This is a genomic window from Apibacter muscae, assembly GCF_007845635.1.
In the GTDB taxonomy this organism is placed as follows: Bacteria; Bacteroidota; Bacteroidia; order Flavobacteriales; family Weeksellaceae; genus Apibacter; species Apibacter muscae.
Window position 1 is genome coordinate 243,007 of the sequence record NZ_SELG01000029.1, and the last position, 23,586, is coordinate 266,592.

Below are 23,586 nucleotides of genomic sequence, written 5' to 3' on the forward strand. Positions count from 1 at the left end.
TTATTGAACCATAAGTAATATTATAATCTTTGTATTCTTTTATTCTCTTAAAGATTTTTCCTAAAAATTCATTCTTTGAATTCTAATTGCATTAGCTATTGCAAGAAGAGCAACGCCAACATCTGCAAAAATAGCTTCCCACATATTGGCAAATCCTCCAGCTCCTAATATTAAGACCGCTATTTTAATTGTAAATGCTAAAATTATATTTTGCCAAACGATTTGCTTGGTTTTTTTTCCTATTTTTATAGCTACTGGTATTTTACTAGGCTTATCGTCTTGGATTACAACATCTGCAATTTCAATGGCTGCATCACTTCCTAAACCTCCCATAGCTATTCCAACATCACTTAGTGCTAATGCTGGAGCATCATTTACTCCATCACCTACAAAAGCAACACTTTCTTTAAAGTTTATAATTTCTTCTAATTTCTTTACTTTTTCTTCGGGATATAAGTTACCATAAGCTTCTTCTATATTTAATGCATTTGCAACTTCTTTTACTACTGAAGATTTATCTCCACTTAACATGGTGACTTTAATCCCCAAATGTATTAACTCTTTAATCGTCTGTGCAGCATCTGCTTTTATTTGGTCTGAGATGCTTATATATCCTACAAATTCATTTTTATAGGCAATGGCAATAATGGTATTTCTCAAATTTAAATTTTCAGCATCGTAGTAAATATTAAATTTATCTAACAATTTGAAATTTCCTACTAATATTTCTGCTTCCTCAATTTCTGCTTTAATGCCCATCCCTGGAAATTCTTCAACCTTTTGCACAGAAATTCCCATATTTACTTCTCCTGCGTATTCTTTAATTGCAGTTGCTATAGGGTGGGTACTTAAATTTTCAATTGCATTTACGTATTGAATAATCTTAGACAAATTAAATTTGGGATTTATATTTACTTCCTGTACTTTAAATGAACCTTCTGTTATAGTTCCTGTTTTGTCTAAAACAATATTTTGAATTCCTGCAATTTTATCTAAATAACTGCTTCCTTTAAACAAAATTCCATGTCGACTAGCCGCACCAATCCCCCCAAAATATCCTAATGGTATAGAGATTACTAAAGCACATGGACAAGAGATCACTAAAAAAATAAGGGCTTTGTACAACCATTCTTTAAATTGATAATCGCTAGTAAAAAAAATAGGCAGAAAACAAATACTGATTGCTAGGAAAACTACCATAGGAGTATAAATCTTAGCAAATTTTCTTATAAATAATTCTGTTGGAGCTTTTTTAGAAGTAGCACTTTGCACTAATTCTAATATCTTGCTGAGTTTCGTATGATCGTAAGTAGAAGTGACACAAACTTGGATTACAGTGTTTAAATTTATCATACCTGCAAAAACTGAATCTAATTTATATTTTATTTGAGGGGCACTTTCTCCAGTTAAAGAGGAGGTATCCAATAAGGCTTTCTCTGAAAGCAATTGTCCGTCCAAAGCTAATTTCTCTCCCGGTTTTAACTGAATGATAGATCCTGCTTTAACTTCTTTTGCAGGTATTACATGTAAGTTTTCTTTTTCTACAACCGTAACGCTGTCCGGTCTTTGATCTAATAAGCTTTTAATGTTATTTTTAGCCTTTGAAACTGCTAAATCCTGAAGAGCCTCTCCAACGGAATAAAACAACATTACGGTTACTCCTTCTGGGTATTCACCTATAGCAAATGCTCCAAGAGTAGCTATAGACATTAACAAAAATTCTGAGAAAAATTGACCTTTTTTAATACTCTCCCAAGCTTCTTTAATTACTGGAAATCCAACCGGTATATAGGCTACTATATAGTAGGCGAATTTAATCCAACCTTTGAACCATGATTGATCTGAACTATTTAGAATACTACCTACTATTAGTATTAATAATGAGACAATAGCCGGAAGAAAACTTTTTAAGAATTTTAATTGTGTTTTATGGGAATATATCTGAGTGTTGCAACATGCTTTAGACATAATATTAATTTATATGATGCAAATGTATATGAAGATCCTATGCAATACTATTGCAATTCTTGTAAGCACCTTTCGCAGATTCCCTTCGCTGAGAAATGAATTTCTTCAATTCTAAACTTTACATTTAAAATTTCAGGAATTACAACTTCTTCTCTACAAGTTGTCTCTCCACATATTTTACAACTTAAATGTAGGTGCCAATCGTTGTGAAGTTGTTCGTCACAATCTTCTTTACAAAGAATATATTTAGAAGTATTGTTTTCTTGTATACTATGTACTAGTCCTTTTTCTTCAAAGGTCTTTAGGGTTCTATAAATGGTAATACGATCTGCATATTCAAAGTAATTTTCAATTTCAGTTAGAGATAAGGCTACTTTTTTATTTTTTAAAAAATTATAAACCAAAATTCGCATATTGGTGGGTTTCACATTTTTATAATTAAGCTTATCTTCTATTTTTGCCTTATCCATATGCTGAAATTACAATTTTATTTATGTTTTGCAATAAATAAAAAAGCTTAACTAGTATGTTATACCAATTAAGCTTAAAAAGTAGCGAGGAGCAGACTTGAACTGCCGACCTCTGGGTTATGAATCCAGTGCTCTAACCAGCTGAGCTACCTCGCCATATTTAGAGGTGCAAATATAACGGAGATTTTATGAATCTCCAAAATTATTTTAAGCAAAAAACTTACAATCTTTATCTATAGCTTTAGGTAAAAATATTTCTGCCAACATACAACGAACGCCACCCCCTCCATATTTTTCAATAGTTGGAATATTACAGACTATAATTTCAGTATAATTTTTTATTTTTTTTAACTGTTCTTGGGTAATTGATTGATATGCAGTTTGAGATACTACTAAATATCTAGTTCCATCAATTTTAGATTTTAATTGTAAATGATTCCCTAAAAATTGTTTCATCTGATGGATCGATATTGGAATAATTTCTTTTCCTGTTGATTTTAAAGAATTAACCACTTTTCGTTTTTCTTCTTCATTATGTATGGTTTCTAAACAAATTAAGCAAAAGCCTTTACATACCCCCATCATTACGTTGGTATGATAAATAGGGAATTTTTTGTCTCCAATTTCTTGAAGTGCATGGAAGGTAATAGGAGTATAACGCATTTCTTCACAAAATTCTAGAAATAGAAATTCATTGGTTCTCTCGGATAGGGAGGCATAAGCAATTTTATTTTCTCTATCAAGAACCATGCTTCCTGTACCTTCCAAATATAAGTTTTCTTTCTCTGCTTGGGTATAATCAATAATTTGATTGATATAGAATCCTTTATTTTCAATGGATTTCAAAATATCTTCTCTTCTTTCATCTCTTCTATTTTCAGCATACATAGGATACAATACAATAGTACCATCAGAATGGAAACTTACCCAGTTATTAGGAAATATGGAATCTGGCGTATGTGGCTCATGAGTATCCTTAATTTGAATTACTTCTATTCCTGATTTAATGAGTTCGTTTACCATGCCATTAAATTCTTTACTTGCATGCTCTTGGATTATTTTTGGAGAAACTGAATCATTTTTTTGAAAAAGGTTATCTATTGCTGTTTGTTTATTAAACCCGAATGCCATGGGCTCAATCATTAAAACGGTATCTGTAATTATATTTTCTTTCATTTTTTTCTAACTAATGGCAATGTGGAACATCTTAGTAATCCTCCCATTTTAGATATTTCGTAGTATGGGATTTTTTCAACTTTAAAGTTCCATTCATTTTCTAAAAATTGATTTAAACGTATAAATTTCTCTTCTGAAATTACTACTTCCGGGGATATGGAAAAAACATTACTGTTTATATAGAATACTTCGCTTTCTGTTAATTCAAAAATATTTTCAATTCCAAAATAATCAACTAAAAAATGGTAATCTTCTTCATTAGCAAAACTTTCTTTATATAAAATTGCTTTATTTTTCCCTATAGGCATAAAGGTACAATCTAGATGAAGAACACCTTTTCTGGGATCTTTATCATTTTTCTTAAGTTGTAGTTCTTTAAAAATTTTATTTGGATATAATTCTTTGAGGTATTCAATAGCGTATGGATTTGTTCTGGCAGTTTTTATCTGTGAAAAATCAGAACCTTTATAAACCCCGCAAAAAACAACCTCATCAGTTAGGACTATGTCTCCTCCTTCTACATTGGCTTTTTTAGGTAAATTGTATATGTTTTTAAAATTTATCGACTTAAAAATTTCTTCGTAGGCTTCTTGTTCTTCTTCTCGGTCTGCAATCATATTGGAAATTACAATTTTATCATCGATGACAAAGGCTACATCTCTTGCAAATACTTGATTATATTCTTTTAATATTTTAGGCTGTAAGACCTCAACTCCGTATTTTTTTAAAATTTTTTCCAAGCATAGCATTTCATTAACAATTTTACTTTCACTAGGATAAATCTTATCTTTTATGCTTTGGTAAGATTTAGCATCGTATGCTTCGTCTAATTTCGGTTGCTTACCTATAGAATAAGGCTGACCTATTACTACTGTTTGTAACAATGAAGTTTCATTCGTTATATTAAGTTGCATAAATGTGAAATTACTTTTCAAAGTTAATTGAAAATTATATTCTGCTATTTGTTTTATTCAATGAATTTGAACACAAAAGATTTTTCATTTAAATGTATTGTTTAATATAACTAAGCCCTGTACTAAGTACAGGGCTTAATGATGAATTTAAAATATTGTTTTAAATTTTTCTGATATATTATTTATTACAATTAGCCTATCTCTCTATCTTGTTTGAATTTCTCAAATTCTTCAATACTATATTCTGGACAAGCTCCTTGATGGTTCGTTATAAAAGCTCCTAAGTAAACGGCTTCCTTCATAGCTTCTTCTACCGTTGCTCCTTTGGCTCTTTTAGATAGGAATCCTGCTAAAAAAGAGTCTCCACTACCTACGGTGTCTTTGATTTCAACTTCCACAGCTTTTAAAAATAAGTATTCTTTATGATCGCAATAAACAGCTCCTTTACTTCCTTTAGTAACAATTAATCCATCTAAATTAAAGTGATTTCTAATGTATTTTATTGCTGATTCTTCTGAAGTATATTCTTCGCCTAACCATTGTAAAACTTGTCTCAACTCAGATTTATTCATTTTTACTAAATCTGATTTTTCTAAAAGTTTTAAGATATTATCTTGGAATATGAATGGCGGGCGCAAGTTTACATCAAAAACCTTATAAGGTGCAATCTCTATTAATTTATGAAGTGTTTCCTTAGAAGTTGAATTTCTTGAGCCTAAACTACCAAACACTAAAGCTTGAGAGTTTCTTAATAATTCTTTATAACTATCTTGCCACTGAATAAAGTCCCAAGCAACCGGCTCTTTAATTGTATAATGAGCTTCATTGTTTTCGTCAATCTCAGCTAAAACTGTTCCTGTTTCTTGTTCTTGTGTAACTTGGCAATAATCTGTTGATATATTTGCTTCTTTTACTTTTCCTAACAACTCAGCCCCTAGTTCATCTTTACCAACACAACTAATCATTTTACCCGTAGCTCCCATTTTATTAATATGATAAGCTACATTAAAAGGAGCTCCTCCTATTTTTTTTCCGGATTCAAATATATCCCATAGTATCTCCCCAAAGCTAACAATGGGTCTTGTATCTATTTCTCTTTCCATAAATTGTAATTTCTTTTACGTTGATTGTCTAATCATTAATTTAGAATTGAAAACTCTTGGTTTATGATTAAGATTTTTATTTTCTATGATTTGCATTAATATTTCTACTGACTCTTTGGATATCTCCTGCAAGGGTTGTTTTATATAGGTTAATGGCGGATTAAATACTTCAAATGCTTCTGATTCATCAAAAGTAAGAATTGCTATTTCTTGAGGGATTTTTATATCTCTTTTTACAATATTTTTTAAACCTGCTATAGCGAGCTTATTAGTTGTAAAAAAAATTGCATCTATCGAATTATTATTACTCTTAAGTAATTCATCCATTGCTTTTTCAACTTCAGCTTGAATGTTTTTTTCATTAATAAACTTTATATTCTCATCCCTAAAGGGTAATCCGCGATCCTCTAAAGCTCTTCTATATCCTTTAATTCTTTCTTTTAGATGTGCCAATTCAACATCGTAAACTAATATTCCTATATTTTTTTTTCCTGTCTTAATTAAATACTCGATGGATTGATAAGAGATTCCATAATTATTCGTGGTTATTACTGGAACTTGTACATCATTAAAATATCGATCAATTAATACAACAGGTATTTTAGTTTTAATAAGTTCTTTTATTGAATTCTCAGAATTTATAACTGGTATAATAATAAAACCATCTACTTGTCTATTTAAAAAAACTTCTATTAATTGTTGCAACTTTTCAGGATTTTCATCTGAACTACCAATTAATACTGCATATCCTCTTTTACTGGTTTCATCTTCAATAATTCTAGCAATTTGAGAGGCAAATGGGTTAGATATATCTGCAACTAATAAAGCTATGGTATTAGTTTTATTAGATTTAAGACTTTGAGCTATTTTATTAGGTCTATAGTTAAGTTCTTTAGCTGCTTGTCTAACTCTTTCTGCAGTTTCTTTACTTATCCTATTTATGTGTTTATTATTCATTACATAGGACACCAAAGCTGTTGAAACCTCTGCTTTTAAAGCTACATCCTTTATAGATGCTTTTTTCATGATAGATTATTTTAATCCTAGCTCTTTTTCTATTTGTTCTAATGATTTACCTTTAGTCTCAGGTATATAGAATTTAACAAATATATAGGCTACTATTGAGAAAAAGCCAAAAATTGCAAATAGAAAGCTGTTACCAAAATTCTGCCTTATGATAGGTGTAAAGTATACGGTTAAAAATGTACATCCCCAACTTACTGCCGTTGAAAAAGACATGGCTACTCCTTTAATTCTATTGGAATAAATTTCAGATATAATTACCCACATTACAGGAGCAAAGGAAGCTGCAAAAAAGGAGATATAACCTAATAAGGCAAGTAAAACTGCAATTGCACTTTTTTCTTCTTTAGAAAAAGCATAGGTTAGATATGCTAAACATACCGTCATCCCTAGTGCACCCCACAAAAGAAGTGTTTTTCTCCCTTTACTATCTACCAATTTAAGTGCTACTATAGTCATTAAAACATTTACTAATCCTACAATCATCGATTGTAATAGTGCTTGATCTGCCCCAACTCCTGCTGATTTAAAGATATCCGGAGCAAAAACTAAAACTGCATTAATTCCTGTAATTTGTTGAAAAGCGGCAATTAAGGTTCCTATCAATACTACTTTACCTGTCTTACCCTTAAACAATTCACTAAACTTAATCTTCTCTTTAGATGTCTCTTGCTTAATGGATTCTTCAATTTCTCTTAATTCGTTCTCTAAATCACTACTCTCACTAGTCTTTCTTAAAATTTTAATAGCCTTGTCTTTGTAGTTATTTGCTAATAACCAACGGGGACTTTCAGGAAAGTTACCTAATAAATATATAAAATAAATTACTCCAAATAATGCAGGGATAGCTAGCATATATCTCCAGCTATTGTCTCCTAAATTAATTAAAAAATAATCAAATACATAGGCTAAGAAAATACCTATTGTTATTGCAAATTGATTAAAAGAAACTAAAGTACCTCTTTTTTTTGCCGGAGATATTTCTGCAATATACATGGGTCCTACTACTGAGGTAGCTCCAACGGCAAATCCTGAAAGAACTCTAAAAAAGGTTAAACTATAAAAACCTGTAGAAAATGCACACCCTAGAGATGAAATGATAAAAAGTAGGGCTGTACCGATCATTACTTTTCGTCTACCATAGGTGTCTGTAAATTTTCCTGTAAATAATGCTCCAATTAGACAGCCTAACATCAAGAAACTAGCAATAGTACCTAAACCACTATCGCTGAGGTTAAAATCTTTTTTTATTAATTCGTTAGCTCCGGCAATACCTGCCATGTTAAGACCAAATAGTAAGCCTCCATTTACTGCTACGAATGTTATCCAATACAAATATTTGTTATTCCCTTGACTCATAAATTTTGATTTTTGCGGTTTTTCAAAAATAAAAAATTTAATCGTTTAAACGATAATTGTGTAGGATTTTTTCCATATGTTATTTATCATCTATGGTTTTTAAAGTAAAAAGGCAACTAAATAGTTGCCTTTTTATACTTGAATTTTATTAATTATAATAATTCTTTTTCATCTGCTTTTTCGTCTTCCTTACTTTTGGAGGAAATTTTTTAAATAAAGATTCTATTGACGATTTAAAAAATCTAGATTTTGTTTCTGGTTTTGATCCGTAGGGAAGGTTTTCAATGGTTTGTCCTGTCCAAATTAAATTATTCGTATTTGCATCATCCATGGAGACTTGTATAAAGTATGCAGTTACCTTATTTCTGATAGGGATACCTATGTTGGTTCCTAAACCAAACCAAGGACCTCCCCCTCCAACACCTAAATTCACGACATTACTTACTTGAGTCTCATCTCTCTTGCTAACTTGCAATGCTATATAGACATCTGGATTTTGAGTATTTCTAGTTAAACCTTTAGTTTCTAATACATAATTCAAATTTTTCATGATGCTGGCACTGTCTATAGAATTAGACTGAACCACGTTATCTATGTAATAATCGTAAGTTTTTATTTTAGAAAAATTATACTGGGTATCATAATCTATTGCTCCATTTTGCGTTTGGCAGGAAGTTAACAATATAAACATTAAAAATGGGATGATATATTTTTTCATGTGTCTTTTTTAATTTACAAATATATTAATAATTGATGAAAGCTTTTTATAGCTAATTTCTAATTTACTGATTGATGTCATATATAAAGCATTTGTTTACAGAGTATTAATTGTTGTTCACTATTTTTGTGTAACACTAGTTCCATTTTTATGCCAGATTCTCCCAATCATATAAAGTCTGTAAGTTTATTGCTTTCTGACCTAGCGATTACTCTAATTATGAATGGAGCAAATACCTCTAGGACTTTAAAAAACACTCTAAGAATATCAAACCAATTGGGTTTTAAAACTGATTTTTTCTTTTCTCTCTCAAGTGTTATCTTAACTGTTTCTGATATTAAAGGGAATGAGTCTCACACCATTGTTCGTTCCATTCCTCACATAAGTGTGAATTTTGATATAATCTCAGAAATAAGCCTACTTTCTTGGCGAGTGGTTGATGAAAATTTAAGTGTTTATGATATTGAAAAAAGTTTAAGAGAAATAAAAGAAATCAAACAATATTCTAAAATTTATATCTGTATTTTTGTTGGACTTGCAGGAGCAGGATTATGCCGAATATTGGGAGGTTCATGGTTGGAATTTATTTTCTGCTTTTTTGCTACTGTTATAGGGCTGTTAACAAGAATACTATTAACTAAAAAAGGATTTAATATATTCATTGTATTTAGCGCTTCCTCCTTTGCCGCAGTCTCTACCATCTGTGCTTTTCGCTTAATTTTTAATGACAGTTTAAACAGTGCGCTAGCTTCCTGCGTACTTTTTTTAATCCCAGGAGTTCCCCTTATTAACTCATTTATAGACATTTTAGAAGGATATATTTCCCAAGGGATTGCAAGGGGAATTTTGGGCACTATGCTTATACTTTCTATCGCAATAGGTTTGTTTTTATCATTATTTATTTTTGGTTATGGATTTAATTAGTTTATTCACAGCTGCAGATATATCTACAGCTGAAAAAATTTTTTGGTCGATGTGGGTTTCTATAGGTTTTGCTGTGCTTTTCACAACTCCTAAAAGATCGATGTTGGTGGTTGCAATTCTAGGAGGGTTAGGCTTTAGTTGCAGAACCTTTCTTTTATATATTTGGGAAAATCAGATTGTATTTGCAAGTTTTATATCCGCCTGTTTAGTTGGTATATTAGGTATATACTGTGCGCATAAAGTACACACTCCTCCTATTGTATTTACAATTCCAGCGATCATAAATATTATCCCTGGAAAATCAGGTTATGAATTTATGGTTTCTTTAATTCAAGCTATTACACTGAAGGAAGGAGAAGTTTTGCAAATTAATTTTTTAATGGGAATACTAGATAAAGGGATAAAAACTGGATTCACTTTACTCTCATTAGCGTTTGGGGTGGTATTCCCTATTTTAATTTTTAAAGCTAGATCTGTAAAGAAAACTACATTGCATTCTTTATTGGCCAAAAGTAAAAAATAGTGTAATGGTTAGTATTCTATTTACTTTTATCTATGGATTAGAAACAGATAACAATACAAAAACTGACCCACGTTTATTTTTTTTAAACTAATTATAAAATATACATTAATTTTATTTTAAAAAACATTTATTTCATAAAATATTGTTAATCAATACAATATTTTATAATTTTATTAAACATATTTTAACAAAATGTAAAATTATTTTAATTATAAATTGGCATCATGGTTGCATTAAATAAACAAAATCACTAAAAAATAATATCATGAGACACGGAGACATTTCATCAAGTCCAGACACAGTAGGTATCGCAGTAGTTAATTATAAAATGCCTAGATTACACGACAAGGAAGAAATTAAACAAAATTGTGAATTTATCTCTCAATTTATTGCAGGAGTAAAACAAGGAATACCAGGATTAGACATTATTGTTTTCCCTGAGTATAGCACACATGGAATCATGTATGATCGTGATGAAATGATGAACAATGCAACAACAGTTCCTGGTTTTGAAACTGAAATTTTTTCCAAGGCTTGTAAAGACAATAACGTTTGGGGAGTATTTTCTTTAACCGGCGAACGTCATGAAGAACACCCTAAAAAAGTTCCATACAATACGCTTATATTAATAAATAACAAGGGGGAGATTGTTCAAAAATATAGAAAAATGATGCCATGGACTCCTATTGAAGGATGGTATCCAGGAAATCAAACTTATGTTAGTGAAGGACCTAAAGGAATGAAAATTAGTTTAATTATTTGTGATGATGGTAACTACCCTGAAATCTGGAGAGATTGTGCGATGAAGGGCGCTGAACTTATTATCAGAAGCCAAGGTTATATGTACCCAGCTAAACGCGCTGAGGTTAATATTGCACAATGCATGGCATGGTGCAACAATGTATATGTTGCCGTAGCAAATGCTACAGGTTTCGATGGTGTCTATACCTATTTCGGACATAGCTCTATTATTGGTTTTGATGGTAGAACCCTAGGTGAATGTGAAACAGAAGAAATGGGTATACAATATGCGCAATTATCTGTTTCAGAAATCCGTGATTCCAGAGCCAATGATCAATCTGAAAATCACCTTTATAAACTATTACACAGAGGCTATACAGGAACCATCAACTCTGGTGAAGAACGTTTTGGTGAACCTAAATGTCAATATTCATTCTATCAAGATTGGATAAATAACCCTGAAGCTGTTCAGAAACGTGTGGAGGATATGACTCGCAGTAAACCAGGCGTGAAAAGTGCTCCGATAGATGGAATACCTTTTGAATAATAAATTAAATTTAGTACTTAAAACATTAAAAGCTACCATTTGGTAGCTTTTAATTTATTTTAAAATATTAATTTTTTCTTATATTGATTTTAAAGTTAATGATAAAAAGATATAATATATTCCAATGAAAATGATTGAAACACTAATCCAAACCAATAGAGTTGCTAAACCTATAGAAGGGACTACTAAAATAATAAGTGAAAAAATAATTTCAAGTATTCCAAAAAATAATAACCACCCCCAGTTATTTGATCCTAGTTTTTTAATATCTAAAGAATAACCTGTTAAAGATACACCTTTAAAAAGTATCCAAAAACCTATAAAAAAAGCTAATATATCTAAACGAGTTATTATACTTGACCTTAAAAGTACTATCCCTATTAATAAATCAAATATTCCACCTGCCAAATACCATCCCCATGAACTATTTTTAGTATTAGAGAGTGAAAAGAATATTTCAAAAATCCCTGTAAGTAAAAAAGATATTGCAAAAAATGTACTTATAAAAATCAGCGTAGGAGCTGGTTTTGACAATACTATAATTCCTCCTAATAAAAATATTATTCCTAAAAGCAATAAAACCCACCAATGATTAGTTATTGATTTTCTAGGTTCTACAAATGTATTCATAATTTATATTTTTTTTATATCATTCCAAAAATAATGCCAGTGAAAAATTATTATTTAATATTATTAAATTAAGAAATACTTAAAATCATCTACCTTTGGGTACTATTATTGATAATATTATAAGTCAAAAATTGGTGAAATTTGGAATTATACGATCTAATTGAAAAAGCAAAAACATCTAAACAACAAGCCCAAAGTCGTTTAGTCAATCTTTTTTGGGATGACGTAAAAAGATACATTTATTCTCTTGTTAAGGATGAAAATAATGCGGAAGAACTTACCATTGAAACATTTACAAAAGTTTTACAAAAGTTAAATTTATATAATATTGATTTTGATTTTAAAACTTGGATTCTTTCAATTGCACATAATACTTGTATTGATTTTTTACGAAAAAATAACAAAATCCTATCTAATTTTTCTACAGATAACTATCATGATATTAAAGACAGTGATCCCTCTCCTGAACAGCTTTTTATAAATAAACAAAATATCGAAACTGTACAAAAGATGTTGAACAAACTTCCTGAGAAATACAGTATTTTAATTCAGCTCAGATATTTAGATGAAAAAAAATTGAATGAAATAGTCAATGACACAGGACTTACATTAGCCAATGTAAAAGTAAGTCTTATGAGAGCAAAAAAATTATTATTTGAAATGAAAGATGAAAATTTATGAATTAATTACTCTCTTTTATTTCATTTATTACATTCATAAATTTAGCTTTCCAACACTCCCAATTTAATTTTTGTTTATAGATAGCAAAAGATCCTTCTCTTAATTTATTTAGCTCCTTTAAATGAATGATTTCTAATATTTTTTCAGCAAATTCTTTCCCCCCACACTTTAGGTTTAATCTGTAACCATTTTGACCATTAATAACATAATTCGGAATTCCTCCAGTATCATAGGTAAGTATAGGCAAGCCATAAGCAGAAGCTTCTGAAAATACTATAGCTGAACATTCTGCCTTAGTTGGCAAGAGTAGAAGATCTGAATTATAAATTATCTCCTTAAGTAAACTATAATCCTTATCTAAATTTTTATTTAAATAGCCATAAGATTTAATATTATAATTATTATACTTTATGGGAGGTTTGGTTCCAACAACATGTAATACAGATTTTATATTATTATCATTTAAATAGTTGAGGCATTCAATTGCTATTTCCCCTCCTTTTCTTTCCCAATCAACCCCTAAAAATAAAAGATTTATTTGCCCTGTCTTTTGATAATTAAATTTTGGATTTACTATTATATTATCAATATTTGCTCCAAATTCAATTACTTTTATTTTTTTTTCAGGTATTTTATAGTCATTAATAAAAGGGTTTTTTGCCCAATCTGAGGATACTATTATCGTAGTGGAATTATCTGCCGCTCTTTTTTCTATAACATTGCCTTGTTTAACATTAAATGAAAAGAAATTACTGAAAATTGGATAATAGTTATAAAGAAGATAAAAGGTTTAATCTGTTAAATAAATAATAGGCTTTTTGATTTTTAAATAAGCTATATTTACAGCTCCTGAAGGAGCAAATATGATATCAACCTCATTTATTAAATGATGATTTATATCTTTTGCTAAAATTTTAGAATAAAATATTAAATGTTCTGATTTATTTTTAAAAAATATCTTAGATAATATCCCCATAAATATTTTCATGAATTTTCCATGAATTTTTTTCCTCCCTATTGGAATCCACGAGATTTCAACGTTATGAATTGTTTATATGTTTTTATATAACTGATAAATTGTCCCTGACCAAGCCTTTTTATCACAAGGATTTTCTTGGGTTAGAAATCCAATTTTTACTTTAAAATCAGATATTTATTATACTCTCGATACCAAATTAATTAATTCCTTTATTTATAAATTTTTACCTAATAAAAACGAGATTGTTTTCTTTGGATAAATCCTCAGAGAATTCATAACCATCTTCATTGTAAACTTTTAGTTTCTCTATATCTTGAATGTTATTTTCTGCACACCAACGAGTCATTTTTCCTCTAGCATTTTTAAAATACATCATGATACTTTTTAATGATCCATTTTTGTAATCTTTAAAATCGACTTCAATAATTCGATTTTGAAGATTTTTTGTATTAATTACCTTAAAATATTCTTTACTTGCTAAATTTAATATGGGTTCTTCTTTTTTTAATTGTTTGGAAAGATAGCTTGTTAGTATTTCTTTCCAAAACATATATAAATTGTTCGCTTTTTCCGTTTTTAATTTCTTTCCCATTTCCAACCGGTATAGCATTACCTCATCTGAAGGCTGTAGTAAGCCGTATAGACCTGAAATTATTAATAGATTATTCTGTAGATATTCAAGTTCTTTTTCATTTAAAGTTTCTGCTTTTAAACCTCTGTATACTTCTCCTTTAAAAGCAAATATAGCTTGTAAACTTTCTTCTTTAGTGGGATTAGATTTCCATTCTTGATTCCTTTCCCAGTTTTCTTTTGATAATTTAGGCGAAATATCTAATAAATTTTCTAAATCTGAAGGACTATATTCTTTTAAAATATTTTGTAATTCTACACTTTTATCTAAAAAGTTAGGTTGGGATCTTTTCTTCCATTGCGAAGAAGCATCTACGCTCATCATTTTTGCTGGAGAAAGTAATATTTTCATTATTTTCTTTTTATAGAATAATAGATAAATTTATAAAAAAGTTGGAGTAAAAAACTCCAACTTTTTTATTTATATATACTTATAAATCAATTAAAAATCAAAATCAATATCAGCATGTAACTTTTTAGCAACAATTTTATTTACTATATCTTTCAATTGAGGTATTGCAACCGTTTCCATAACATCTGCACAAAAAGCAAACATTAGCAATGCTTTAGCCTCATTTTCATGGATTCCTCTTTGTTTCATATAAAAAAGTGCATCGTTGTCCAGTTGTCCAACTGTACATCCATGTGAACATTTTACATCATCAGCAAAAATTTCTAATTGAGGTTTAGTATCTATACTCGCTTTATTAGATAATAATACATTATTATTTTGCTGGAAAGCATTCGTTTTTTGGGCAATTTGATCCACTTTAATTTTTCCATTAAAAATACCATGTGCATTTTCCGTATAGATTCCTCTATAAAGTTCATGACTTTCACAATTGGGTTGATTATGATTGACCAAAGTGTGATTACCTACTTCTTGACCCTCTCCTATTAAACTAATACCCTTTAAAATAGAATTTATATTTTCTCCTCTTTGATCAAAAATTAATTCATTCCTTGTTACTTTCCCTCCTAGAGAAAATGTATAAATAGATGCCTGACTATCTCTTTCTTGTTCTATATAAGTTGAATCTAATAGATGAGTAGTATAGGAATCGTTTTGAATTTTATACAAGCTAAAATTTGAATTCTTACCTACAAAAACTTCTGTAACTAGGTTGGTTAAAAAATCTAAGTTTGAAAAGGTTTGAATTTTTGTAGTAATTAGAATTTGTGAGTTATCGTCAACCACAAAAAGATTCCTTAAATATTGAGAAGCTTTCTTATTTTGTTCTGTGTTTATATATAAAATTTCTACGGGTCGTTCTTCTACCGTGTTCTTAGGCATATAAATAAAGGTGCCTTCTTTTACATTAGCAGTATTTAAAACGGAAAAATATTCATTAGGTACAAGTTTACCGTACTTATCTTCAATAACATTTGTATAAAACTCGTTTTGTAAAGCTTCTGAAAATGGTAAAACTATAAATTTATCTTTAGGATAGTTGGAAAATTCAGGAACAAAAACCCCATCAATATAAACAATTTTAAAGGAATCTAATCCCTCTATTTTATTTCTATTTATAATTTCTTGATCTACCTCATGCTTTTCCGCTTGAACATATAATTCAGGATTTAAAGGAGAAATTTTGGTATATTTCCAATCCTCTTCTTTTTTTGAAGGAAATTTTAAATTTTTTAATTCGGCTTGTGCCAGACTAGCTTTATTTTTTATTTCTGTGTTATTCAAAATATTCATTGCAATTATTTAACGTTTAAGAAAAGTTTTTTAGATAATTAAATCCAGTCGTACCCTTTTTCTTCTAATTCTAACGCTAACTCTTTGGTTCCTGATTTTACTATTTTACCATCCATTAATACATGCACAAAATCAGGAATAATATAATCTAATAATCTTTGGTAGTGAGTAATTACTAACACAGCATTATCTTTACTTTTTAATTTATTAACCCCGTTAGATACTATTCTTAAAGCATCAATATCTAATCCAGAATCTGTTTCGTCTAAGATGGCTAACTTAGGTTCTAACATTGCCATTTGGAAAATCTCATTTCTTTTTTTTTCTCCTCCGGAAAAACCTTCGTTTAAAGATCGTGAAAGAAAATCTTTTTTTATTTCTAGTAATTCGGATTTTTCTTTTACTTTATCTAAAAATTCTCTAGCAGAAATATCTTCTAAACCCTTAGCTTTTCTATTTGCATTAATTGAAGCTTTTAAAAAATTTGATACACTTACACCTGGAATTTCAACCGGATATTGAAAGGACATAAATATTCCATCGTTTGCTCTTTCTTCTGGAGCTAAATCTAATAATTCTTTACCTTCAAAAAGAATAGATCCACCAGTTACTTCATAATCTTCTCTCCCAGTAATAACATTAGATAGAGTACTTTTCCCACCTCCATTAGGTCCCATAATCGCATGCACTTCTCCAGCTTTTATTTCTAGGTTAATACCTTTCAGTATTTCTTTTCCTTCAATTCCTGCGTGTAAATTTTTTATTGATAACATTCTATGTAATATTTCTTTAATTTTATTCTTTTTACAAAGATAAGATCTTTAAGCAAGCTAAAAATAATCCTCCATAGATTTTATTTATTTTTATATCAGATACCATTAATCAGTTTCAGCAATGTAAATAATTTCTCCATTTTCTAATTCGTAGGCAATTCCAATGTTTCATTGAGACAAGTTTTACAATTTTATACTTATACAATATGATTATTAAATTATTTTAACAGTATATTAATTGTATTGCTAATTAAATATCTATTTATAATAACCTCGAATGTTATTTAGATTAATTACAAATAATATTATATTTGTATAAATTATTTATGTTATATGAGAATTAAAACTTTACTTACCTTCTTTTTATCCATGCTATTTTTCACCCTTTATTATTCTCAAATAACAGATAGTTTATATATAGACTCTACTAATATGGAAACAGTTGTGGTTACTGGACAGTATTCTCAACAATCTATAGATAAATCTATTTATCAGGTGGAGGTAATTTCTCAAGAAGAAATAAAAAATAGAGCGGCAAATACTATTGCTGATATTTTAAACTATCATTTAAATTTTTCTACTTCTTCTAATTCTAAAACCGGAGATTCTGAAGCAACCCTTTTTGGACTGGACAATCAATATTTTAAAGTTCTTGTTGATAATATACCTTTGGTTAGTGATCATGGTATGGGGGGAAGTGTTGATTTAACTAAGATTAATTTGGATAATGTGGAACGTATAGAGATTGTAAAAGGAAGTATGGGGGTAGACTATGGTTCTAATTCTTTTACCGGAGTAATCAATATTATAACGAAGAAAAAGGTACTCTCCGATTGGAAAATTTCCGGATATGTACAGGAAGAATCGGTTGGCACTGAATATAATTTAAAAAATAAAGGACGACATATACAAGCCATAGATTTAGCTCATAATATTTCTGATCATTGGATGTTTTCAATGAATATGTATAGAAATGACTTTAAAGGCTATTTTGGTGATATGAAGGGGAAAAAATATTATGAAAATGATAATAAAAGAGGGTATGAATGGTTGCCAAAAGACCAATGGAATACGAGTGCTTTGATTAATTATAAATCCAATAACTTTAGTGCTTTTTACAAATTGGAATATTTAAATGAGCTAATTAATTATTATAGCCCTACTACGAGATATGCTCCTCTTCAAGAAAATGGATTATATACTTATTCCGCTACAGAGAAAGATTTTAAAACCACTCGATTCATCAATCATCTATTTGTAAATGCACGAATATTTAATCAAATAAATTTTAAAGGAGATTTATCTTACCAAAAGCAGAACAGGGAATCTAGAGATTATATTTACAATATTGGTAATAGAGAAATATTTGAAAAAAAAGGGAATTATCAAAGTTATTCCAAAACTAAGGCCTGGTATATCCGAGGTACTTTTAATGATTTTATCACTAATTCAATCTTTAATTTTCAGGTAGGTTATGAGTTTAATATTATGGAAGGTTACCGTGCAGCAAATTCTACATCCGTTCAGGGTATAAATATTTCAGGTTATAATGAGGATGTAAAAAAGCATTTAAATAACTATGATGCATTTACCTCCGGAGAACTTAAAGTTAGTCAGAATCTGTCTTTACGCGGTGGTTTTCGGGCTAGTTTTAATACAAAATTTGAAAATTTATACTCTTATTCTTTTCTTGCAAAATATAATTTATCAAAAAATTCTACCATCCGTGGAGAAATTGCTACCAGTAGCAGAACTCCTAATTTTGATGAATTGTATACTTATTATGTAAATACCAATCATAACATACAAGGAAATCCCAATCTAACACCTGAAAAAGGATATTCCACGGCTATCTATTGGGACACAAAAATTAATACAAATTCTGGTCTTAGAGCTAAATTTGAGGTGAGTTCTATGTATCTACATCTAAACGATAAAATAGCACTAGCAACCGTTAGTTCCTTACCTCTTGAATATAAATATATGAACATTGATAAATACCAGAGCTGGGGAATTCAATCAGGAAATAATCTGAGATATGAGAATTTTGATTTTCATTTAGGTTTATCTCTATTTGGAGTCTATCAAAAAATGGATAACAACATTAATGGTACTATAATATCTACTCCTGATAATAAGTATCTATATACTTTTCAGTTAAACTCCAATATTAGTTATAGCATAAAAAAGTGGGACACTACTCTATCTTTATATTATAAATATACAGGACAACAATCTCAATATTTTTTAGATGCTAATACTAATTCATATTATTTAGGAAAACAAGAGGATTATCATTTATTAGATGCATCCGTTCGAAAATATATTTTGAAAAGAAATGTAGAACTAACGGTTGGTGCACGAAACCTTTTTAATGTAAAAACAATTAATACCAATAGTATCAACTCTAATGCTTCCAATGCTCATGGGAATAGCAATATTTCTTCCATAAATCTATTCTATGGAAGATCCTATTTTGTAAAACTAGGATTCAATTTAAATCTATAATATTATTATGAAAAATATTTTTCTATTATTTATTACTTTTTTAATACTCATTGGCTGTAACGAAGATAATTCACCTATAGAGGTGCCCCAGCCTATGGGAGCAATATTAGATCCTTGGGTTGGAGGCACTACAGAGCCTAATCAGGTATGGATAGATTTAGATATGCAAAAAATGACTGTTACTCCAAGAATAGCCTGGGATTTTGGCTTTTACAGTGGGAAGGAATTCCGAGTAATTCTTAATACCTCTATATCAATGGCAGCAGGCAAATTGGAGACGACCGATATTAATGCAGTGACAGAAGCTCATGTAGCTTCCATGAAACCGTTGGTTGCTGTTGCCACTTTTCAACCTAGTAATATACAATATGTAGATGATATAAAAGGTAATTATCTTGAGCGTACGGCTATAGATGAAATAAGTGCCAATGACAAGGATAATAAGGTATATTTAATAAATATGGGCAACTATATGTATACAGGGAATAGCACAGATTTAAAAATTTCAGGAGATTCCAGAGGCTGGAAAAAAATACGTATACTAAGAAATGGCACTAACGGCTATCGAATACAATATGCCAATATTTCTGATACAACCTTTAAGGAATATACTGTAAATAAAGATACTGCATATAACTTCAATTTTTTAAGTCTGGACAATGGACCCGTTTCTATACAACCCACTAAAAATAATTGGGATTTATGTTTTACTGTTTTTGTAAATGAAATTAATGGTAGTGGTACTTACATATATTCAGATTTTGTAATAACAAATACTATGGATCATGTAGGTGCTTATCAAGTTTTAACATCAGAAATAAACTATGAAGCCTTTACCAAAGCAAATGTAGATCCATCTAAATTTATCTACGATGATCAACGAGTGATCGGAGCCAATTGGAGGACTACATTTGGAGGAGCTAAAACCTATACCGATCGGTTCTACATTCTTAAAGATCATTTAGGAACCTTATATAAAATACGATTCTTAAAACTTACGAATAGTGAAAATTTAAGAGGTTATCCTCAATTTGAATATGATGTTTTAAATTAGTTGTTCGTAATTCTCTCTTAAAACCAAAGAGATTCTTTTATAAAGAATCTCTTTGGTGTTTTTTCTCTCCAATGCTATCAATGGAAATGAAATATTCTATATCTTGATCAAATGATTGGGCTTTAACTACACGGGTATTAGTCCATAGATCATGAGATCCACCAACTTCTCTAAAAAAAGAGAAAGGTTCAAAAGGTATAATTCTTATTAAACTTCTTGCAAGATATTGCCTTTTTGTTGGTACTCCTCCATGTAAAGTAATCACTTTTGTTCGGGTAATAAATTTACCTAAACTTCTTCCTTTAAATAGTACCTCTAAAAGAAACATATATAATACATAATAAAAACCAATTACGATTTCATTATTATAGAATATGGAATTCATATACATTTCATCCTTAATGAAAAATAAAACTCCAATAAAAATATATAATAATAGAAAAATAAAATTATCAATTAAATAATTCGCAAATCTTAAATCTTTAGGAGCCTTATTCTTTTTTATAATTTCAAATTTATCCATAAAAGTTTTAAGAATTATTTACCCAAATCGTCAATAGATGTCTGATCGTAGAATTCTCTATCGAAATTTTTCGCTTTAACTACTCGGGTTTTAGACCATCGATCGTGCCATCCAATTTCTCCAAAAAAAGATAAAGTATCAAAAGGAACGATTCGTATTAAATTCCTCTTTAAAGAAGTTATTATACTTGGTTTTTCTCCTTCCTCTGTAACTACCCTAGTTCCAGTTATTAATTTTCCAATGGTTTTACCTTTCAGTAAACTTTCTAACAAAAAGAAATAAATGACAAATAAAACCATTGCAAATAATCTATCAATTAAAGGATTAGAACCTAATAAGTAAATCCAACCCCTTGCATTTAAAATTGGTGATAGAATACCTGTAGAAAATATCAAGATATAGAATACAATAATATCAATGGCATAACTTAGAAACCTAAGAGTTCTAGGTGCTAGATGATTAGCAACTATTTGTTGATTTTTCATAGAATGTTATTATTAGTTTTTACAAAAATAAAAAAACTGCTAAGAAATCTTAGCAGTTTTAAATATTTAATTGTTTATTTTTTATTACATCATTCCTGGCATTCCTCCTCCCATTGGTGGCATTCCTGCAGGTTCATCTTTTTTAATGTCTGTAATTACACATTCTGTAGTTAACAACATACCAGCCACAGAAGCTGCATTTTCTAAAGCTACACGAGTTACTTTTGTAGGATCAATAATTCCAGCACTCAACATGTTTTCATATTGTTCCGTTTTAGCATTGTAACCAAAATCATCTTTACCTTCTTTTACCTTGTTCACAACTACAGAACCTTCCCCTCCAGCATTTGCAACAATCTGACGAAGCGGTTCTTCAATAGCACGAGTAACTATTTTAATACCGGTTTCTTCATCTTGATTAATACCTTTAACTTTAGAAGCTCCATCAATAGCTCTAACCAAAGCTACACCTCCTCCTGAAACAATACCTTCTTCTACAGCAGCACGAGTTGCATGTAAGGCATCATCCACACGGTCTTTTTTCTCTTTCATTTCTACTTCAGAAGCAGCACCTACATAAAGTACAGCTACACCACCAGCTAATTTAGCTAATCTTTCTTGTAATTTTTCTTTGTCATAGTCAGAAGTTGTATTTTCAATCTGAGCTTTAATTTGTTGAACTCTTAATTTAATGTTCTCCTCGCTTCCTGCACCATTCACAATGGTAGTATTATCTTTATCAATAGTAACTTTTTCAGCAGTACCTAACATTTCAACCGTTGCTCCCTCTAAAGTTAAACCTGCTTCTTCAGAAATTACAGTACCTCCAGTTAAAATTGCTATGTCTTCTAACATTGCTTTTCTTCTATCTCCAAATCCCGGAGCTTTTACTGCAGCAATTTTTAAAGAACCACGTAATTTATTTACTACTAAGGTAGCTAAAGCTTCGCCATCTACTTCCTCAGAAATGATTAATAAAGATTTACCTTGTTGTGCTACTGGCTCCAATACAGGTAACAAATCCTTCATGCTAGAGATTTTTTTATCACATAACAATATGTAAGGATTTTCTAAATCTGTAATCATTTTTTCAGTATTCGTAACGAAGTAAGGAGATTGGTATCCTCTATCAAACTGCATACCTTCTACAACATCTACATAAGTATCTGTCCCTTTAGCTTCTTCTACAGTAATAACTCCTTCTTTACCCACTTTGCCAAAAGCTTCAGCTATCAATGAACCGATAGTTTCATCGTTGTTAGCAGAAATAGATGCTACTTGTTTAATTTTTTCAGAATCTGAACCTACAACCTGAGATTGTTTTTTTAATTCTTCAACCACTGCATCAACAGCTTTATCAATTCCTCTCTTTAAATCCATAGGATTAGCACCCGCTGCTACATTTTTTAACCCCTCTCTTACAATTGCTTGCGCAAGAACAGTTGCTGTTGTAGTCCCGTCTCCTGCAATGTCATTGGTTTTAGAAGCTACTTCTTTCACCATTTGTGCTCCTAAATTTTCAACAGGATCTTCTAATTCAACTTCTTTTGCTACAGTAACCCCATCTTTGGTTACATGCGGTGCACCAAAAGATTTTTGAATAACTACATTTCTACCTTTTGGACCTAGAGTTACTTTAACAGCGTTAGCCAATGCGTCTACTCCTTTTTTAAGAGCATCTCTTGATTCTAAATTGAATTTTATATCTTTTGCCATGATTTTTCTTTTTTAATTTGCTTTTAAATATTTACTTGATTGAATTAATTAAATAATTGCTAAAATATCAGATTCTCTCATAATTAGATAATCCTTCCCTTCTAATTTTAATTCAGTACCTGAGTACTTTCCATATAACACTTTATCTCCTACTTTAACCGTTAAAGGTTCATCTTTTTTACCTGCACCAGCTGCAACCACTATTCCCTCTTGTGGCTTTTCTTTAGCACTGTCTGGAATAATGATTCCTGATGCCGTTTTTGTTTCTGCAACTGCAGGCTCAATAACTACACGATCCGCTAATGGTTTAATTGATAATTGTGACATATTCTTTAATTTTTTTAATATTTATTTTTATTACTATTTTATTTCACCCTCATGGGCGATGTACCTTATAGCTTTCTAAAAATATGCCAATAAAATAATTTATGTCAAA

24 protein-coding genes and 1 tRNA gene are annotated in these 23,586 nt (G+C 29.9%); 6 read left to right on the forward strand and 19 right to left on the reverse strand.

Going from position 1 to position 23,586, the window contains the following annotated elements; all coding sequences use genetic code 11:
- Positions 1–60: 60 nt before the first annotated feature.
- From ETU08_RS03130 to ETU08_RS03170, 9 genes are all read right to left on the reverse strand, one after another.
- Positions 61–1,968 carry a heavy metal translocating P-type ATPase gene (locus tag ETU08_RS03130; protein ID WP_146261557.1) on the reverse strand — a complete coding sequence of 636 codons (1,908 nt, stop codon included), beginning with the start codon at positions 1,966–1,968 and terminating at the stop codon, positions 61–63.
- 47 nt (positions 1,969–2,015) lie between these two features.
- Positions 2,016–2,438 (reverse strand): Fur family transcriptional regulator, encoded by a 423-nt coding sequence (locus tag ETU08_RS03135; RefSeq protein WP_146261558.1) that lies wholly within the window; start codon positions 2,436–2,438, stop codon positions 2,016–2,018.
- An 82-nt stretch (positions 2,439–2,520) separates the two neighbouring features.
- A tRNA-Met gene (locus ETU08_RS03140) sits at positions 2,521–2,594 on the reverse strand.
- Between the two features lie 51 nt (positions 2,595–2,645).
- Complete coding sequence (gene ctlX, locus ETU08_RS03145; protein ID WP_146261559.1) at positions 2,646–3,614, reverse strand: citrulline utilization hydrolase CtlX; 969 nt, start codon at positions 3,612–3,614, stop codon at positions 2,646–2,648.
- Positions 3,611–4,528, reverse strand: a complete 918-nt coding sequence (locus ETU08_RS03150; RefSeq protein ID WP_146261560.1) for a dimethylarginine dimethylaminohydrolase family protein — start codon at positions 4,526–4,528, stop codon at positions 3,611–3,613. The genes ctlX and ETU08_RS03150 overlap by 4 nt, the downstream gene beginning before the upstream one ends.
- A gap of 191 nt (positions 4,529–4,719) precedes the next feature.
- Positions 4,720–5,631: a carbohydrate kinase family protein gene (locus ETU08_RS03155; RefSeq protein ID WP_146261561.1), complete on the reverse strand. Its 912-nt coding sequence runs from the start codon at positions 5,629–5,631 to the stop codon at positions 4,720–4,722.
- 15 nt (positions 5,632–5,646) lie between these two features.
- Positions 5,647–6,657, reverse strand: a complete 1,011-nt coding sequence (locus ETU08_RS03160) for a LacI family DNA-binding transcriptional regulator (RefSeq protein ID WP_146261562.1) — start codon at positions 6,655–6,657, stop codon at positions 5,647–5,649.
- Positions 6,658–6,663: 6 nt separating this feature from the next.
- The gene (locus ETU08_RS03165; protein ID WP_146261563.1) at positions 6,664–8,013 is read right to left on the reverse strand and encodes a sugar porter family MFS transporter; all 1,350 of its coding nucleotides are present in this window, start codon (positions 8,011–8,013) and stop codon (positions 6,664–6,666) included.
- A gap of 148 nt (positions 8,014–8,161) precedes the next feature.
- Entirely contained in the window at positions 8,162–8,731 is a 570-nt protein-coding gene (locus ETU08_RS03170; protein ID WP_146261564.1) for a DUF4136 domain-containing protein, read from the reverse strand.
- A gap of 150 nt (positions 8,732–8,881) precedes the next feature.
- On the opposite strand from ETU08_RS03170, the gene ETU08_RS03175 reads away from it, so the two are divergent.
- From ETU08_RS03175 to ETU08_RS03185, 3 genes are all read left to right on the forward strand, one after another.
- Entirely contained in the window at positions 8,882–9,655 is a 774-nt protein-coding gene (locus ETU08_RS03175) for a threonine/serine exporter family protein (RefSeq protein WP_146261565.1), read from the forward strand.
- On the forward strand, positions 9,642–10,178 hold the full coding sequence (locus ETU08_RS03180; protein WP_146261566.1) for a threonine/serine exporter family protein: 537 nt from the start codon (positions 9,642–9,644) through the stop codon (positions 10,176–10,178). The genes ETU08_RS03175 and ETU08_RS03180 overlap by 14 nt, the downstream gene beginning before the upstream one ends.
- A 265-nt stretch (positions 10,179–10,443) precedes the next feature.
- Positions 10,444–11,466, forward strand: a complete 1,023-nt coding sequence (locus tag ETU08_RS03185) for an aliphatic amidase (protein ID WP_146261567.1) — start codon at positions 10,444–10,446, stop codon at positions 11,464–11,466.
- 78 nt (positions 11,467–11,544) lie between these two features.
- On the opposite strand, the gene ETU08_RS03190 is transcribed toward ETU08_RS03185, so the two are convergent.
- A complete protein-coding gene (locus tag ETU08_RS03190) occupies positions 11,545–12,096 on the reverse strand; it encodes an HdeD family acid-resistance protein (RefSeq protein ID WP_146261568.1) in 552 nt (183 codons plus the stop codon).
- Positions 12,097–12,237: 141 nt separating this feature from the next.
- Here ETU08_RS03190 and ETU08_RS03195 point away from each other — a divergent pair, with 141 nt between their 5' ends.
- Positions 12,238–12,777, forward strand: a complete 540-nt coding sequence (locus ETU08_RS03195; protein ID WP_146261569.1) for an RNA polymerase sigma factor — start codon at positions 12,238–12,240, stop codon at positions 12,775–12,777.
- A gap of 1 nt (position 12,778) precedes the next feature.
- Here ETU08_RS03195 and ETU08_RS03200 read toward each other — a convergent pair whose 3' ends face one another.
- The 5 genes from ETU08_RS03200 to sufC form a co-directional block, all read right to left on the reverse strand.
- Entirely contained in the window at positions 12,779–13,537 is a 759-nt protein-coding gene (locus ETU08_RS03200; protein ID WP_146261570.1) for a glycosyltransferase family 4 protein, read from the reverse strand.
- 30 nt (positions 13,538–13,567) lie between these two features.
- Positions 13,568–13,765 (reverse strand): hypothetical protein, encoded by a 198-nt coding sequence (locus tag ETU08_RS03205; protein WP_146261571.1) that lies wholly within the window; start codon positions 13,763–13,765, stop codon positions 13,568–13,570.
- A 214-nt stretch (positions 13,766–13,979) separates the two neighbouring features.
- The gene (gene yaaA / locus ETU08_RS03210) at positions 13,980–14,738 is read right to left on the reverse strand and encodes a peroxide stress protein YaaA (protein WP_146261572.1); all 759 of its coding nucleotides are present in this window, start codon (positions 14,736–14,738) and stop codon (positions 13,980–13,982) included.
- A gap of 90 nt (positions 14,739–14,828) precedes the next feature.
- Positions 14,829–16,091: a Fe-S cluster assembly protein SufD gene (sufD, locus tag ETU08_RS03215; RefSeq protein ID WP_146261573.1), complete on the reverse strand. Its 1,263-nt coding sequence runs from the start codon at positions 16,089–16,091 to the stop codon at positions 14,829–14,831.
- 38 nt (positions 16,092–16,129) lie between these two features.
- Complete coding sequence (gene sufC / locus ETU08_RS03220; protein WP_146261574.1) at positions 16,130–16,864, reverse strand: Fe-S cluster assembly ATPase SufC; 735 nt, start codon at positions 16,862–16,864, stop codon at positions 16,130–16,132.
- A gap of 333 nt (positions 16,865–17,197) precedes the next feature.
- On the opposite strand from sufC, the gene ETU08_RS03225 reads away from it, so the two are divergent.
- On the forward strand, positions 17,198–19,372 hold the full coding sequence (locus ETU08_RS03225) for a TonB-dependent receptor plug domain-containing protein (RefSeq protein WP_146261575.1): 2,175 nt from the start codon (positions 17,198–17,200) through the stop codon (positions 19,370–19,372).
- Between the two features lie 7 nt (positions 19,373–19,379).
- Entirely contained in the window at positions 19,380–20,426 is a 1,047-nt protein-coding gene (locus ETU08_RS03230; protein ID WP_146261576.1) for an HmuY family protein, read from the forward strand.
- A gap of 37 nt (positions 20,427–20,463) precedes the next feature.
- On the opposite strand, the gene ETU08_RS03235 is transcribed toward ETU08_RS03230, so the two are convergent.
- The 4 genes from ETU08_RS03235 to ETU08_RS03250 all read right to left on the reverse strand — a co-directional run bounded on the left by ETU08_RS03235 (position 20,464) and on the right by ETU08_RS03250 (position 23,477).
- The gene (locus ETU08_RS03235) at positions 20,464–20,949 is read right to left on the reverse strand and encodes an RDD family protein (protein WP_146261577.1); all 486 of its coding nucleotides are present in this window, start codon (positions 20,947–20,949) and stop codon (positions 20,464–20,466) included.
- A gap of 14 nt (positions 20,950–20,963) precedes the next feature.
- Complete coding sequence (locus ETU08_RS03240) at positions 20,964–21,434, reverse strand: RDD family protein (protein WP_146261578.1); 471 nt, start codon at positions 21,432–21,434, stop codon at positions 20,964–20,966.
- An 84-nt stretch (positions 21,435–21,518) separates the two neighbouring features.
- The gene (gene groL / locus ETU08_RS03245; RefSeq protein ID WP_146261579.1) at positions 21,519–23,150 is read right to left on the reverse strand and encodes a chaperonin GroEL; all 1,632 of its coding nucleotides are present in this window, start codon (positions 23,148–23,150) and stop codon (positions 21,519–21,521) included.
- Positions 23,151–23,198: 48 nt separating this feature from the next.
- Complete coding sequence (locus ETU08_RS03250) at positions 23,199–23,477, reverse strand: co-chaperone GroES (RefSeq protein WP_146261580.1); 279 nt, start codon at positions 23,475–23,477, stop codon at positions 23,199–23,201.
- Positions 23,478–23,586: the final 109 nt, after the last annotated feature.